Source organism: Streptomyces sp. YIM S03343 (assembly GCF_054729195.1).
Map to the genome: position 1 here is coordinate 107,417 of NZ_JBPUKX010000003.1, position 17,742 is coordinate 125,158.

At 73.3% G+C, this 17,742-nt stretch carries 1 protein-coding gene (running past one end of the window); it reads right to left on the reverse strand.

What is annotated here, in order from left to right; all coding sequences use genetic code 11:
* Window positions 1-17,716 carry the 5' portion of a type I polyketide synthase gene (locus tag ACSYGN_RS40830; protein ID WP_460405948.1) on the reverse strand. The gene continues 6,683 nt to the left of window position 1, outside the view, so 17,716 of the gene's 24,399 nt are visible here — the first part of the coding sequence; the start codon lies at window positions 17,714-17,716; its stop codon lies off the left edge, out of view.
* Between the last annotated feature and the right edge of the window lie 26 nt (window positions 17,717-17,742).

Below are 17,742 nucleotides of genomic sequence, written 5' to 3' on the forward strand. Positions count from 1 at the left end.
TGGGGTGGTCGAAGACCAGGGTGGCGGGCAGCCTGAGGCCGGTGACGCGGTTCATGCCGTTGCGCAGTTCGACGGCGCTGAGCGAGTCGATGCCCAGGTCGGTGAAGGGGCGGCCCGGTTCGACGTCCGTGGCGGACGGGTAGCCGAGGACCTTCGCGACGTAGGAGCGGACGACGTCGAGGACGGCGTCCGCGCGCTCGTACTCGGGCAGTTGCGCAAGCCGGGCGGGCAGGGCGGAGGCGTCGGTGTCGGTGGTGCCGGCGGTACCGGTCTGCTGGGCACGGGCGGCGTCCAAGGCACGGCGGGCCGCGGGCAGTTCGTCGAGGAGACGGCTGGGGCGGGGACCGGTGAAGGCGAGGGCGTACGTGTCCCAGCGCAGGTCGGTGACGGTGACGGCGGTGTCGTCGGCGTCGACGGCGCGGCCGAGGGCCTCGCAGGCGGACGCGGTGTCCATGGGGTGGACGCCGTGGCGGCGCATCCGGTCCCCGGCGGCGTCGCCGACCATGCCGCCGTCGGCCCACAGGCCCCAGGAGACGGCGGTGGCGGGCAGGCCCTGGGCGCGCCGGTGCTGGGCAAGGGCGTCGAGGTAGGCGTTGCCAGGGGCGTAGTTGCCGAGTCCGGCGCCGCCGAGGACGCCCGCGGTGGAGGAGAACAGGACGAACGCCGACAGGTCGAGGTCGCGGGTGAGTTCGTGGAGGTGGTGGGCGGCGGTGGCCTTGCCTTGGAGGACGGGGGCCATGCGGTCGGCGGTGAGGGAGTCGATCACACCGTCGTCGAGGGAGCCGGCGGCGTGGAAGACGGCGTCCAGGGGGTGATCCGGGTGGTCGTCCGGTATCGCCGCGAGGAGTTCCGCCAGGGCATCCCGGTCTGCGACGTCGCAGGCGGCGAGGGTGATGTGCGCGCCGAATGCGGTGAGTTCGTCGCGTAGTTCGGTCGCGCCGGGGGCTTCGGCGCCCCGGCGTCCGGCGAGTACGAGGTGGGTGGCGCCGCGTCCGACCAGCCAGCGGGCGATGTGGGCGCCGAGGGCGCCGGTGCCGCCGGTGACGAGGACGGTGCCGCGCGGCTGCCATTCCTCGGAGTCGGCGGTGCCGGTCAGCGGTGCGGCGGGGGTGCCGGACAGGGGTGCGGGGGTAGTCAGCGGCGCGGCGGCGTGGACGAGACGGCGGGCGTAGGCGCCGGAGGGGCGCAGCGCGATCTGGTCCTCGCCGCCCGGGTCGCCGAGCACGGCGGCCAGCCGGATGGCGGTACGGGTGTCGAGGTCGGCGGGCAGGTCGATGAGACCGCCCCAGCGCTCGGAGTGTTCGAGGGCGGCGACCCGGCCGAAGCCCCAGACCAGCGCCTGGCCGGGCGCGGTGACCGTCTCCGAGGCAGAGGCAGAGGCAGAGGCTGAGACGGAGGCGGACACGGCGACCGCGCCGCGCGTGGCGCACCACAGCGGGGCGTCGAGTGCTGCGTCGCCGAGGGCCTGGACGAGGGCGAGGGTGCCGGCGAGGCCCTGTGGGAGGGCTGGGTGGTCGGGGTGCGGGCGCTCGTCGAGGGCGAGGAGGGACAAGATCCCGGTCACCTCGGACAGCTCTTCCGCTGTCAGGAGTTCGGCGAGCGCGGTCCGGTCGATGGCGCCGTCGGGCACGGTGACCAGCCGTACATCACGCGCGCCGCCGCCGGTCAGCGCCTGCCGTACGGCCGTGACGGACGCGTCGTACCCGGTGGGCGCCACCAGGAGCCACGTGCCGGTCAGGGTCCCCGCGGCGCTGCTGGTGAGCGGCGTCCAGCCGACGCCGTAGCGCCAGGACTCGGTGACGGAGCGGGCCCGGCTCACGCGCCGCCAGTCGGCCAGCGCGGGGAGTACAGCGCTCAGCGGGGCGTCGGCGGGCAGGTCGAGGGCGTCGGCGAGGGCGCCGGGGTCGCCCTGGTCGACGGTCTCCCAGAACCGCGCCTCGACCGGGTCCGACAGGGCGGCGGACGACTCGGTGTCACCGGGCTGCCGTACGGTCGGCCAGTACCGCTGCTCCTGGAACGGGTAGGTCGGCACATCGGCGGGCCGGGCGCCGGTCCCGGCGAAGACGGCGGCCCAGTCGACGGCCACGCCCTGGACATGGGCCTCGGCGACGGAGGTGAGGAACTGGTCGAGGCCGCCCTTGTCGCGGCGCAGCGAGCCGAGGACCACGCCGTCGGTACCGTCGTTGCCGGCTGTGTCGTCGAGGGTCTCGCGCAGTCCGACGGCGAGCACGGGGTGCGGGCCGACCTCGATGAACGTGCGGTGCCCTTCGGCGATCAGCCCGCGCACGGCCTCCTCGAAGCGGACGGTCTCACGTAGGTTGGTGTACCAGTACTCCGGGTCGAGGCCGGTGGTGTCCTGCCAGTCGCCGGTGAGGGAGGAGCGGAACGGGATCTCGGCGGCGCGCGGCTCGATCCCGGCGAGGGCGTCGAGGACGGTCGCGCGGATGGGCTCGACCTGCGGAGAGTGGGAGCCGTAGTCGACGGCGACCTTGCGGGCGCGGACGCCGTCCTCGGTGAGGACGGTGAACAGTTCGTCCAGCGCGTCCGCGTCGCCCGAGACCACCGCGGATGCGGGCCCGTTGACGGCGGCGATCGCGAGCCGGTCGGCCCAGGGGGCCATCCGGGCGCGGGTCTCGTCGGCGGTGAGCGGCACGGACATCATGCCGCCGGTCCCGGCGATCTCGACGATGGCGCGGCTGCGCAGGGCGACGACCCGCGCGCCGTCGTCGAGGGACAGCGCCCCGGCGACGCACGCGGCGGCGATCTCGCCCTGCGAGTGCCCGACGACGGCCGCCGGGACGACGCCGAGGGAGCGCCACAGTCCGGCGAGGGCGACCATCACGGCCCACAGCGCGGGCTGGACGACATCCACCCTGCCGAGGTCGGCCGCGTCCTCGTCGCCACGCAGGACGGCGGTCAGCGACCAGTCGGCATGGGGCGCGAGGGCACGTTCGCAGTCGGCGACGAGCGCGGCGAACACCGGTGACTGGTCGAGGAGTTCGCGGGCCATGCCGGTCCACTGGGCACCCTGGCCGGGGAAGACAAGGACGGGTTCGGAGGTGCTGAGGGCCGCCGCGGTGACCACGCCGGGGAGTACGGCGCCGGGGCCTTCGGCGGCCAGGGCGGCAAGGGCCTCGTCGAGCGCTTCGGGGCCGTCGGCGAGGACGGCGGCGCGGTGCTCGAACGCCGGGCGCGTGGTGGCCTGGGCGTGGCCGATGTCGGCGAGTTCGGTGCCGGGGTGCGCTAGGAGGTGGGCGCGAAGCCGGGCAGCCTGGTCGCGTAGGGCGGCCTCGGTACGGCCGGACAGGAGGGTCGGGACGAGGGGGAGGGCGGGGGCGAAGACAGGGGCGCCGTCGGGGGTCTGCCGCGTCTCTACGACTGCGGGCGCCTGCTCGACGATGACGTGGGCGTTGGTGCCGCTCATGCCGAAGGCCGAGACACCGGCGCGGCGCGGGCGGCCGGTCTCCGGCCAGTCCCGCTGCTCCGTCAGCAGCCGTACGTCGCCCGCGCTCCAGTCGACGTGCGGGGTGGGCGTGTCGGCGTAGAGGGTGCGGGGCAGGACGCCCTCGCGGATCGCCATGACCATCTTGATGATGCCGCCGACACCCGCGGCGGCCTGGCTGTGGCCGATGTTGGACTTCAGGGAGCCCAGCCACAGCGGCCGGTCCTCGGCCCGGTCCTGCCCGTACACCGCGATCAGCGCCTGCGCCTCGATCGGGTCGCCCAGCGTCGTCCCCGTACCGTGTGCCTCTACGGCGTCCACCTCGCCCGGGGCGAGTCCGGCCGCGGCGAGCGCCTGCCGGATCACCCGCTGCTGCGAGGGTCCGCTGGGGGCGGTGAGGCCGTTGGAGGCGCCGTCCTGGTTGAGGGCGCTGCCGCGCAGCACGGACAGCACGGGGTGACCGCCTCGGCGGGCGTCGGAGAGGCGTTCCAGGACGAGCATGCCGACGCCCTCGGCCCAACTGGCGCCGTCGGCATCCACGGAGAACGGCTTGCAGCGGCCGTCGGGGGCGAGGGCGCGCTGGCGGCTGAACTCGATGAGCGAGCCCGGCGTCGACATCACGGTCACACCGCCCGCGAGAGCGAGCGTGCACTCGCCCTGGCGCAGCGCCTGCGCGGCCAGGTGCAGGGCGACGAGCGAGGACGAGCAAGCGGTGTCGACGGACACCGCCGGGCCCTCCAGGCCGAGGGCGTAGGAGATACGGCCGGACAGCACGCTGGGCGAGTTGCCGGTGCCGACATAGCCCTCGACGCTGTCCTCGGCGGCGGCCAGGATCGTGACGTAGTCCTGGTAGGTCACGCCGGCGAACACACCGGTACGGCTGCCGCGCGCGGCGGCCGGGTCGACACCGGCCCGCTCCAGGGCCTCCCAGGACGTCTCGAGGAGCAGCCGCTGCTGGGGGTCCATGGCGAGGGCCTCGCGCGGCGAGATGTTGAAGAACGCCGGGTCGAAGCGGCTGGCGTCGTGCAGGAAGCCGCCCTCGCGGGTGTAGACGGTGCCGGGGTGGTCGGGGTCCGGGTGGTACAGGGTCTCGGGGTGCCAGTCGCGGTCGGTGGGCAACGGGGAGATGCCGTCGGCCCCGGCGACGACGAGGTCCCACAGGTCTTCGGGGGTGCGGACACCGCCGGGGTAGCGGCAGGCCATGCCGACGATGACGATCGGGTCGTCGTCGGTGGACACCGGGCGCGGGAGAGTGTCGCCGAGATCGGCTGCGGTGCCGAAGAGGTCGGTGTCGAGGTGCTGGGCGAGGGCGTTCGGGGTGGGGTGGTCGAAGACGAGGGTGGCCGGGAGCGCCACACCGAGCGCGGTGCCTAGGCGGTCGCGCAGTTCGACGGAGGTGAGAGAGGTGAAGCCCAGGTCGGAGAAGGAGCGGGCGGGTTCGACGTCGGCGGGGCCGTCGTAGCCGAGGACGGCGGCGACCTCGGTGCGGACCGTGCCGAGCAGGGCTCGGGTGCGGTCGGCGGCAGGGCGGGCGGCGAGGCGTTCGAGGAGGGTGCCGGGAGGTTGGGTGCGGGCGGCTGTGCGGCGGGTCGAAGTCCGGGTGGGGGTCCGGGTGGGGGTCTTGCCGTTCTTCGGAGCGGCGGCGGCCGGGGCGGCTGGGGCGCTCGGGTCGGCTACCGACTGCTGGTCGACCGGGCGCATCAGCAGCGCGCCGACGGTGAGGACGGGCTCGCCGATGGCATCGGCTGCCTGGAGGGTCAGGGTGTCGGGTCCGCTTCGGGTGAGGCGGACGAAGAGGGTGGTGGCGCCGGTCGCGTGGAAAGAGGCGTCGGTGACGGAGAACAGGACGCGTCCGTCGCCGAAGCCGTCGAAGACACCGAGGCCGAGGGGGTGGAGGGCGGCGTCGAGGAGCGCCGGGTGCAGGTCGAAGCGTGCGGCGTCGGCTGCGGCGTCCTCGGGGAGGACTACTTCGGCGTAGACGGCGATACCGTCCTGCTCCTGCTCCTGCGTCTGCCAGGCGGCGCGCAGGCCGCGGAAGACGGGCCCGTAGTCGAGACCGACGGCGGCGAGACGGTCGTAGAGGCCGTCGATGTCCAGGGGTTCGGCGCCCGGTGGCGGCCAGGCGCCGAAGTCGAACTCCCTTACAGGGGAGGCGGGTTCACGAGCACCGAGGATGCCCCCGGCGTGCCGGGTCCAGGATCCGTCGGCTCCGTCGGCATCCGCGTCGTCGCCGCGGCCGTACACCCCGAAGGTGCGCGTGCCGAGCGCGTCGGGCTCCGCCACCCTGAGCTGGAGGTGGACACCGCCGCGCTCGGGAAGCACCAGCGGGGCCTCCAGGACGAGTTCACGCACGTACGCGCAGCCCGAATACTCCCCGGCGCGCAGGGCGAGTTCGAGGAACGCGGTGCTCGGCACGACTGCCGAGCCGCCGATGCGGTGGCCGCCGAGCCAGGACTGGGTGTGGGCGGACAGGCGTCCGGTGAGGACGAGTTCGCCGCCGTCGGCGGGCGGGACGACGGCCGCGAGCAGCGGGTGATCCGCGTCGAGGAGACCGGCGGAGGCAGGATCGCCGTAGCGAGCTCCCGCGGGAGTGTCGAGCCAGTAGGAACGGTGCTGGAACGCGTATGTGGGCAGCGGGACTTGGTGTCCACCCGGGCTGATCGAATCCAGCAGCGCCGACCAGTCGACAGAGGCGCCTCGGGTGAACAGAGCGCCCACGGCGGCGACGAGGGCGACCGGTTCGGAGCGTTCGTCACGTCCGCCGCGCCCGTCACGGTGGTCGCGGCGATCGGGCAGGGCGGGCACGGCGAGATGGCTGTACGACTCCCAGCAGCCGCGGGTGAGGGCGGTGAGGGTGGCGTCGGGGCCGAGTTCGAGGTAGCGGGTGACGCCGTGCTCCTCCAGCGTCCTGACTCCGTCGGCGAACCGGACGGCCTGCCGGACTTGGCGGACCCAGTAGTCGGGCGAGGTGAGTTCGGCGGCCGTGGCGGGCTCGCCGGTGGTGTCGGAGACGACCGGGATGCGCGGTTCGCCGTAGACGACGCTCTCGGCGACGGCCCGGAAGCCGTCCAGCATCGGCTCCATGCGGGGCGAGTGGAAGGCGTGGGAGACCCGCAGCCGGGTCGTCTTGCGGCCCTGGGCGGCGAAGTAGCCGGCGACGGAGAGCACGGCGTCCTCGTCGCCCGCGACCACGATGGAGCGGGGGCCGTTGAGGGATGCGAGGCCGATCTCGTCCTCGCGTCCGGCCAGCAGGGGCAGTACCTCGTCCTCGGCGGCCTGGAGGGCCACCATGGCTCCGCCGGGCGGCAGTTGCTGCATAAGACGGCCACGGGCGGCGACCAGTCGGCAGGCGTCGGGGAGCGAGAACACGCCCGCGACATGCGCGGCGGCCAGTTCACCGACGGAGTGCCCGAGGAGGTGGTCGGGCCGTACACCCCAGGACTCGACGAGCCGGTACAGCGCGACTTCGAGGGCGAAGAGGGCGGGCTGGGCGTATTCGGTGCGGTCGAGGAGGACGCCGGTCGTGCCGTTCTCGTCGTCGCTGAGGACGACTTCGTGGAGCGGGTGGTCCAACTGGCCGTCGAAGTGGGCGCATACGGCGTCGAAGGCGTCGGCGTAGACGGGGAAGGCGGCGTACAGCTCGCGTCCCATGCCAGGGCGTTGGGTGCCCTGACCGGCAAAGAGGAACGCGGTGGTGCCCTCGGTGAGGGTGTCGCCGGTGACGGTCCCGGCGTGGTTCTCACCGGCGGCTGCGGCGGCCAGCGCCTCAAGCAGGTCCGCCCGGTCGATGCCGGTGACGACGGCCCGGTGCTCGAAGCCGGCGGGGCGGGTGGTGACGAGGGCGCGGGCGAGGTCGGCGGGGGCGAGGCCGGGGTGCGCCTCGGCGTGGGCGAGGAGGCGGGCGGCCTGCCCGCGCAGGGCGGCGGCGCTGCGGGCGGACAGTACCCACGGTGTGAGGGGTGCCGGCGCGGTGGCGGGCGTAGCCTCTTCGGTCGCCGGGGCCTGCTCGATGACGACGTGGGCATTCGTACCGCTGACACCGAAGGCGGAGACACCGGCGCGGCGCGGACGGCCGCTGTCCGGCCACTCCTGCGACTCGGTGAGCAGCCGTACGTCGCCCGAGCCCCAGTCGACGCGCGAGGTGGGCGTGTCGGCGTGCAGGGTGCGCGGCAGGACGCCCGCCTCGATGGCGAGGACCATCTTGATGATCCCGGCGGCACCGGCGGCGGCCTGGGTGTGTCCGATGTTCGACTTGACCGACCCGAGCCACAGCGGCCGGTCGGCGGGCCGGTCCTGCCCGTAGGTCGCGAGCACGGCCTGTGCCTCGATCGGGTCGCCGAGGACGGTCCCGGTGCCGTGTGCCTCGACGGCGTCCACGTCGGCCGGGGTGAGTCCGGCGGAGGCGAGGGCGGCGCGGATGACCCGCTGCTGGGAGGGGCCGTTGGGCGCGGTGAGCCCGTTGGAGGCACCGTCCTGGTTGACCGCCGTACCCCGTACGACGGCGAGCACCCGGTGCCCGTGCCGCCGCGCGTCGGACAGCCGCTCCACGACGAGCACGCCGACACCCTCCGACCAGCCAGTCCCGTCGGCGCCGTCGGCGAACGCCTTGCAGCGGCCGTCGGGCGCGAGCCCGCCCTGGAGGCTGAACTCGACGAACGCGCCGGGGTTCGCCATGACCGTGACACCACCGGCGAGCGCCAGATCGCACTCACCGGAGCGCAGCGACTGCACGGCGAGGTGGAGCGCGACGAGCGCCGACGAGCACGCGGTGTCCACCGTCACCGCCGGGCCCTCCAGCCCGAGGGCGTACGAGACCCGCCCGGAGACGACGCTTCCGGCGCCACCCGTCAGCAGATGTCCACCGAGCCCCTCGGGCACCTCGGTCAGGCCCGAGCCATAGCCGGAGGCCCCGGCGCCGACAAAGACGCCGGTGCGGGTGCCCTTGAGGCCGGTGGGGTCGATTCCACCGCGCTCCAGGGCCTCCCAGGAGGTCTCCAGAATCAGCCGCTGCTGCGGGTCGATCGCGAGGGCCTCACGGGGCGAGATACCGAAGAAGGCCGCGTCGAACCCGGACGCCTCCGGCAGGAACCCGCCGGAGGCGGTGTCGCTGGCGGCGAGCAGCGTGTCGAGGTCCCAGCCCCGGTCCTCCGGGAATCCGGATACGGTGTCGAGCCCCTCGGCGACGACCCGCCACAGATCCTCGGGCCCGGCGACACCGCCGGGCAGCCGGCAGCCCATGCCGACGATGACGACGGGGTCTGTGTCGGTGACGGTGCTGACTTTGTCTTCCACGACGGCTGCGGTGCCGAAGAGTTCGCCGCTCAGGCGGGTCGCGACGGTCAGCGGGGTCGGGTGGTCGAAGACGAGCGTGGACGGCAGCGGAACGCCGGTGGCGCCGGTCAGCGCGTCGCGCAGTTCCACGGCGGTGAGGGAGTCGAAGCCCAGCTCACGGAAGGTCCGCCCGGCGGCCACGGCGGTGGCACCAGAGTGCCCGAGCACGGCGGCGGCATGTTCCCGTACCAGGGCTACGAGTTCGGCGTCGCGTTCGCCGGCCGGCAGCCCGGAGAGCCGGTCGCGCAGGGCGGCACCGGCGCGATTGACACCGGCCTGGGCGGTCCCGTTCGCGCTCAGCGCCTCGGCGACCTCAGGCAGGCCGGACAGCAGCGGGCTCGCCCGCCCGGTGGTGAACGCGGGCGCGAACCGCTCCCACTCCACATCCGCTACGACGATTGCCGCATCGCCCAGCTCCAGCGCCCTGCCCAGCGCACTCAGCGCCGCCCCGGACTCCAGCGGGCGCAGCCCCCGGCGTCGCAGCAACTCCTGCGCCTCCGCGTCGGCCGCCATACCGCTCTCGCCCCAGGGCCCCCAGGCGACGGCGGTACCGGCCTGGCCCCGGGCGCGTCGGCGTTCGACGAGGGCGTCGAGGTGGGCGTTGGCCGCCGCGTAGGCGGACTGGCCTCCGCTGCCCCAGACACCGGCTATGGAGGAGAAGACGACGAAGGCGGTGAGATCGCTGTCGCGGGTGAGGGAGTCGAGATGGTCGGCGGCCGTGGCCTTGGCGGCCAGGACGGCGGTGGTGCGGGCGGGGGTGAGGCGGTCGATGAGGTCGTCGTCGAGGATGCCCGCGGCGTGGAAGATCGCGTCGGTGGGGTGGTCGTTCAGGAGGGTGGCTACGGCGTCGTAGTCGGCCATGTCGCAGGCGACTACGGCGACTTCGGCGCCCAGGGCTTCGAGTTCGGCGGTGAGGTCGGCGGCGCCGGGGGCGTTCGGGCCTCGGCGGCTGGTGAGGGTGAGGTGGGTGGCGCCTCGGGCGATCAGCCAGCGGGCCAGGTGGGCGCCGAGACCTCCGGTGCCGCCGGTGATCAGGACCCGGGCGGGGGCCTGCCAGTCCTTGTTCTTGTTGGCGGGCGGTGTGGCGTGGGTGAGGCGGCGGGCGTAGGCGTCGGCGGCGCGGATCGCGAGCTGGTCCTCGGTGGTGGCGGTGGTGCCGGTGGCCGCCGCGTCATCGGTGCCATCGGTGACGAACGCGGCGAGGGTGGTCAGGGTGCGGCGGTCGGGGCGGGTGGGAAGGTCGAGGAGGCCGCCCCAGCGGTCGGGGTGTTCCAGCGCTGCGACGCGGCCGAAGCCCCAGAGGGCCGCCTGGGCGGGGTCGACGACACCCTCGGATGCCGTGCCGGCGGCCACGGCGGCCTGGGTGAGGAGCCAGAGGGGGGCGGTGAGGTCGGCGTCGCCGAGGGCTTGGACGAGGGTGAGGGCGGCGGTGGTGTCGGTGGGGCGGGCGAGGACGGCTGCGATCGGGGCGTCTCCGGTGACCGCTGCGGCCATGGTTGCGGCGAGGGTGGCTCGGTCGGCCTGCGGGTCGTAGGTGATGCGCTCGATGCAGGGCAGGAATTCCTCGATGCCGGGGAGGAGTTCGTCGGCGCCCTCGGGCTGGAGCAGGAGGCGGCGGCGAGCGGTGTCGGGGGCGGTGGTGGGGACGGTGAGCGGCTCCCAGGTGACCCGGTAACGCCAGCCGTCGGCCCGGGTCCGCTCGGCCGCGCCGCGCCGCCAGGAGGACAACGCCGGTACGACGGAGTCGAGTTCCTGCTCGTCGACGCCCAGGACTTCGGCGAGGTCACGGGCGTCACCACTCTCCACGGCCTCCCAGAAGCCGGCTTCCAGGGGGTTGGCGGCGGTGGCAGTGGTGGTGGGGTGGGCGACCTCGGGCCAGTAGCGCTCGCGCTGGAAGGCGTAGGTGGGCAACTGGACGAGGTGGGCGGCGGTGCCGGCAAAGAGGGCGGACCAGTCGACGGCCACACCGTGCGCGTACACCTTGGCGAGGGCGGTGACCAGGGCTTCCGGCTCGGGGCGGTCCTTGCGGAGGGTGGGGACGAGGATCGTGTTCTCGCCGCCGGTGATCGTAGAACCGGCGAGGGCGGTCAAGGTGCCGTCGGGGCCGAGTTCCAGGAAGCGGCGGACACCGCGTTCTTCCAGCGCCTTGACTCCGTCGGCGAACCGGACGGCCTCGCGGACATGGCGGACCCAGTAGTCGGCCGAGGCCAACTCCCCTGCGGCGGCGACCTGTCCGGAGAGATTCGAGATCACCGGGATGCGTGGCTCGTCGTAGGTGATGCTCTCGGCGACCGTGCGGAAGTCGGCGAGCATCGGTTCCATGAGCGGGGAGTGGAAGGCGTGGGAGACGCGGAGGCGGGTGGTGCGGCGGCCCAGCGTCGCCATCTCGGTTGCGATGGCCTCCGTTGCGGCGTCGGCGCCGGAAATCACTGTGGAGCGGGGGCCGTTGATCGCCGCGATCGCCGCGTCTTCGGTGAGGAGAGGCGTCACCTCGGCCTCGGTAGCCTCCAGGGCGAACATCGCACCGCCGGTGGGCAGTTGCTGCATCAGACGGCCACGGGCGGAGACTAAGCGGCAGGCGTCGGCGAGGGTGAGGACTCCGGCGACGTGTGCGGCGGCCAGTTCGCCGACCGAGTGGCCGATCAGGTAGTCGGGGCGGACACCCCAGGATTCGACCAGGCGGAACAGGGCGACCTCGATCGCGAAGAGGGCGGGCTGGGTCCAGCCGGTCTGGTTCAGCTCATCGGTGTCGGTGCCGTAGACGACGGCCTTCAGGTCACTGTCGAGGTGTGCGCAGACATCGTCGAAGGCGTCGGCGAAGACGGGGTAGGCGTCGTACAGCTCCCGGCCCATGCCGAGGCGTTGTGAGCCCTGCCCGGAGAAGAGGAAGGCGAGTTTGCCGTCACCAGCGGTGGTCGGCTGGGCGTCGTCCTGGGCCACGGCGGCCAGTCCGGCGAGGAGTTCCTCACGGTCCGTGCCGCGGATCACCGCGCGGTTCTCGAACGCGGTGCGGCTGGTGGCCAGGGACAGGCCGACGGTCACCGGGTCGAGGTCGGGGTGGTCCTGGAGGTGGACGAGGAGGCGTGCGGCCTGGTCGCGGAGGGCGTCCGCACCCTGGCCCGACACCACCCACGGGATCACCGGGAGCGGCCGGGGAATCTCGCGGGCTTCGGTCTCGTCAGGCGCTTGTTCCAGCACGACGTGGGCGTTCGTGCCGCTCAATCCGAACGAGGACACACCCGCCCGGCGCGGATACTGGCCCGTGTCGGGCCAGTCGACCGCCTCGGTCAGCAGCCGGACCTCGCCCGCCCCCCAGTCCACATGCGACGACGGCTCATCCACATGCAAAGTGGCCGGGAGGACCCCGTTGCGCAGGGCCAGCACCATCTTGATCACGCCCGCCACACCGGCGGCAGCCTGCGTGTGACCGATGTTCGACTTCACCGAGCCCAGCCACAACGGCCGGTCCCCGGTCCGGTCCTGCCCGTAGGTGGCCAGCAGCGCCTGCGCCTCGATCGGGTCGCCCAGCGCCGTACCCGTCCCGTGTGCTTCGACAGCGTCGATGTCGCCCGGGGTTAGCCCGGCACTGGCCAGGGCGGCGCGGATCACCCGCTGCTGGGAGGGCCCGTTCGGCGCCGTCAGACCGTTCGACGCACCGTCCTGATTGACCGCAGACCCCGCAACCACCGCAAGGACAGGGTGCCCGTTGCGGCGGGCGTCGGACAGCCGCTCCACCAGCAGCACACCCACACCCTCACCCCACCCCGTACCGTCCGCACCCTCCGCGAACGCCTTGCACCGCCCATCCCCCGCAAGGCCGCCCTGACGGCTGAACTCCACGAACGCACCGGGCGTCGACATCACCGTCACACCACCCGCCAACGCCAGATCACACTCACCCGCCCGCAACGACTGCGCGGCGAGATGAAGAGCGACGAGGCTGGAGGAACAGGCCGTGTCCACCGTCACCGCCGGACCCTCCAGGCCCAGCACATACGACACCCGCCCCGAGAACACGCTCGCCGCATTCCCCGTCCCCACGTACCCCCCGAAGTCACCCTCCGACAACGACAACAACACCGGATAGTCCTGACCGTTCGTCCCCGCGAACACCCCCGTCCGCGACCCCCTCAACACCCGCGGATCGATCCCCGCCCGCTCCACCGCCTCCCACGACGCCTCCAGCAACAACCGCTGCTGCGGATCCATGGCAAGGGCCTCACGCGGCGAGACACCGAAGAACCCCGCGTCGAAGGACCCGACATCGGACAGGAACCCGCCCAGCCGGGTGTGGCTGGTGTAGGGCCCGTCAGGCGCGTTGAGCAGGTCGAGGTCCCAGCCACGGTCGGTCGGGAACCCGACGATCCCGTCCCGCCCCTCCGACAGCAGCCCCCACAACCCCTCCGGAGACTCCACCCCACCCGGGAAACGGCACGCCATCCCCACGATCACCACAGGATCGGAGGCGACGGCACTTACCACGGGCACAGCGGACGCATCCGCGACAGCGCCCCCCAACTCCCCGTGCAGGAAGTCCGCGAGAGCCGCGGGCGTCGGATGGTCGAAGACCACCGTCGCAGGCAGCCGCACCCCGCACTCGGCCCCCAGCACATTCCGCAGCTCGACCGCGATCAACGAATCCACACCCAGATCACGGAACGCCCGATCGGCGGGCACCAACTCGGCACCCACGTACCCCAGGACGGCCGCCGCCCGTGCCCGCACGGTGTCGAGCAGTTCGGCGCGCCGGGCCTCCGGGGCGAGGCCGGTGAGACGGTCGCGCAGGGCATTGGCAGGGCCGGTGTGCTCGGCTGCCCCAGCCGTCGCCGCGTACAGCTCGGCGAGGAGCGGGCTGGTGCGGACGGCGGTGAAGGCCGGGCCGAACCGGCTCCAGTCGATGTCGGCGACGAACGCGACGGCGGCGGGCGCGGCCACGCTCAGGGCGAGGGCGTCAAGCCCGGCGACCGGGTCGAGGAGGTTCACCCCGCCACGGCGCTGCCGGTTCTCGGATGCGGAGTCGGCGGCCATGCCACCGCCCGCCCACGGCCCCCAGGCGACGGAGGTCGCGGTCAACCCCTCAGCTCGCCGACGCTCGGCGAGGGCATCGAGCATGGCGTTGGCGGCGGCGTAGTTGGCCTGGCCTGCGGAGCCGACGGTGCCTGCGAAGGAGGAGAAGAGCACGAAGGCCGAGAGGTCACGGTCGCGGGTCAGTTCGTCGAGGTGGCGGGCGGCGTCGACCTTGGACCGTACGACGGTGTCGAGCTGCTCGGGGGTGAGGGCGTCGAGGACGCCGTCCTCCAGGACACCGGCGGTGTGTACGACGGCGTCCACAGGGTGCTCGGCAAGCAGGTGCCGTACAGCCTCACGATCCGTCATATCGCATGTCACGATGGCGACTTGGGTGCCCAAGGCCGCGATCTCAGTCTCCAGCTCGGCGGCACCGGGGGCCTCCGGACCACGACGGCTGGTGAGGACGAGACGCTCGGCACCCTGCTCGGCGGCCCAGCGGGCGACGCGGGCGCCGAGGACACCCGTACCGCCGGTGACCAGGACCGTCCCGGTGGGCGTCCAGGGGTCGGCGGGCGTCTCGGTGACCGGTGTCAGACGGCGGGCGAGGACGGTGCCCCCGGCCCGCACGGCGACCTGGTCCTCGCCGAAGGCGGCGCCGGACAGCAGGGCGGCCAGCCGTGACGCCGTACGACGATCCAGGGAGGCGGGGAGGTCGACGAGACCGCCCCAGCGGTCAGGGTGTTCCAGGGCGGCCACGCGGCCCAGGCCCCACACGGCGGCCTGGTCGAGACGCGGCGGGAGGTCGTCGGCGCCGGTGGTGACCGCGTCCCGGGTGAGGGTCCACAGGGGCGCGGTGACGGCGGCGGCGCCGAGGGCCTGGACGAGAAGGGCCGTGGCGAGGACGCTCGCCGGGGTTCCGGCGCGCTCTGAGGGGGTGAGGGCGAGGGCTGAGACCACTCCCCCGACCTGGGTGTCCCCGGCCGCCTCGGTCAGCAGTGCGGCCAGGGTGAGGCGGTCGGCGTCGGCGGGGCAGGGCACGGTGACGACGTCGGTGGCGCGGGCGGTCAGCGCCTCGGTGAGGGCGCCGTGCCAGCCGTCGTCGACGAGGTCGGCGGGGGTGACCAGCAGCCAGCGGCCGGTCAGCCGTACCTCGCCGGGCAGTCCGGTCACGGGACGCCAGGTCACCCGGTGGCGGAGGCCGGCGTTCTCGGCGGGAGCGGTCTCGGGGCCGTAGGAGCGCTCGATCCAGTAGCGGTCGCGGCGAAAGGCGTACGTCGGGAGGTCGACGCGGCGGGCGCCGGGGAGGAGTGCCTGCCAGTCGGGGGTACGGCCGTGCACATGCAGTCGGCCGAGGGCAGCCGTGATGCTCTCGGCCTCGGGGCGGTCCTTGCGGAGGACCGGGACGAACAGGGCGTTGTCCTGCTCGGTGACGCAGGACGCGGCGAGGGCGGTGAGGGTGCCGTCGGGACCGATCTCGACGTACCGGGTCACGCCCTGCTCGTCGAGCGCGCGCACCCCGTCGGCGAAGCGGACGGCCTCACGGACATGCCGCACCCAGTACTCCGGCGAGGCCAACTCCCCGTCCGCCGCGACCTGTCCGGTCACGTTCGACACGACGGGGATGCCCGGCTCGCCGTACTCGATGCTCTCCGCGACGGCGCGGAACTCGGCGAGCATCGGCTCCATGAGCGGGGAGTGGAAGGCGTGCGAGACGCTGAGACGGGAGGTACGTCGCCCGTGCGCGGCAATCTCCGCCGCGACGGCGGAAGCCGCAGCCTCCACTCCCGAAACGACCACGGACCGAGGCCCGTTGACGGCGGCGAGCGAGACGCCTTCGGTGAGGAGCGGCGTGACCTCGTCCTCGGTCGCCTCGACGGCGAACATCGCACCGCCGGAAGGCAGTTGCTGCATCAACCGCCCCCGAGCGGCCACCAGACGGCAGGCGTCGTCAAGCGAAAGCACCCCGGCGACATGCGCGGCGGCCAGCTCGCCCACCGAATGCCCGACGAGGAAGTCCGGCCGGAGGCCCCACGACTCCACGAGCCGGAACAAGGCGACCTCAATGGCGAACAGCGCGGGCTGGGTCCACCCGGTCTGATGCAACTCATCGGCATCAGCGCCAAAAACAACATCGCGCAATCCACCACCGAGCCCCGTGCACACGGCGTCGAAGGCCTCGGCGAACACGGGACAGGAGTCGTACAACTCCCGCCCCATACCGACCCGCTGAGCCCCCTGCCCGGAGAACAGGAAGGCGACCTTGCCCTCCCCCTGGGCGTTCCCGGTGACGACCCGCTCCGAGGCGCGCCCCTCCGCGAGAGCGGCGAGCCCAACCAGCAACTCCGCACGACCGGAACCGAGGACAGCGGCCCGGTACGGAAGTGCCGCGCGCCCGCTGGCGAGGGACCAGGCGACGTCGTATGCGTCGTCCTCGGTGTAATCGGCGAGGTGGGCGGCAAGACGGGCGGCCTGCTCGCGCAACGTGGGTTCGTCGCTGCCGGAGAGCACCCAGGGCAGCACGGGCAGCCCGCGGCGGACGGAGTCACCGTCGGCCACGGTCTCCACGGCCGGGGCCTGCTCGATGACGGCGTGGGCGTTGGTGCCGGAGACGCCGAAGGCGGAGACGGCCGCGCGGCGCGGACGGTCGGCCTCGGGCCAGGCGACGGACTCGGTGAGGAGGCGGACGTTGCCCGCGCTCCAGTCGACGTGGGAGGAGGGCCGCTCGGCGTGCAGGGTGGGTGGCAGAACGCCGTTCCTCAGCGCGAGGACGGTCTTGATGACACCGACGACACCGGCGGCGGCCTGGGTGTGCCCGATGTTCGACTTGGCGGATCCGAGCCACAACGGCCGTTCGAAGTCACGCCCTTGCCCGTAGGTGGCGAGCAGCGCCTGGGCCTCGATCGGGTCACCGAGTGCGGTACCGGTGCCGTGGGCCTCGACGGCGTCGATCTCGGTGGCGGGGACGCCGGCGTTGGCGAGGGCGGCAAGGATGACGCGCTGCTGGGAAGGCCCGTTGGGGGCGGTGAGCCCATTGGAGGCACCGTCCTGATTGACGGCGGATCCCCGCACCACAGCAAGCACTTGATGCCCGTTCCGCCGCGCATCGGACAGCCGCTCGACGACGATGACACCGACGCCCTCGGCCCAGCCGGTGCCGTCGGCGTCGTCGGAGAAGGCCTTGCAACGCCCGTCGGAGGCGAGGCCGCCCTGCTGGCCGAACTCGATGAAGGCGCCGGGGCTGGACATGACGGTGACGCCGCCGACGACGGCGAGTGAGCACTCGCCGGAGCGTAGTGACTGGGCGGCCAGGTGCAGGGCGACGAGCGACGACGAACAGGCGGTGTCGACGGTCACCGCAGGCCCCTCAAGCCCGAGCGTGTAAGCGACCCGGCCGGACACGACAGACATGGAGGTACCGGTCAGCAGATGCCCGCGGACGTCGTCCGGGACCTCGCGCAGCCCGCTTGTGTACCCCTGGTCGCTGCACCCGACGAACACACCGGAGCGGCTGCCGCGCAGGGCGCCGGGATCGATACCGGCCCGCTCGACGGCCTCCCAGACGGCCTCGAGCAGCAGCCGCTGCTGGGGGTCCATGGCAAGAGCCTCGCGAGGCGAGATCCCGAACAGACCGGAATCGAACCGATCGGCATCGGCGACGAACCCGCCCCGCCGCTTTCCGGCCTCCTCGGCGCTCCCGGCATCGAGGTCCCACCCCCGGTCGGCGGGCCATTCACCGATCGCATCGGTCCCGGAGACCAGCAGGTCCCAGAAATCCTCGGGCGAGCGGACGCCACCGGGCAAGCGGCAGCTCATGCCGACGACGGCGACAGGTTCGGTGTCCCTCGACTCCAGCTGCGTGATCTTGCGGCGGGCGTCGTGCAGCTCGACGGTGAGCCGTTTGAGGTAGTCCCGAAGCTTCGCTTCATTCGTCATGGACTGCCCCCATGCTGTTGTGGTGA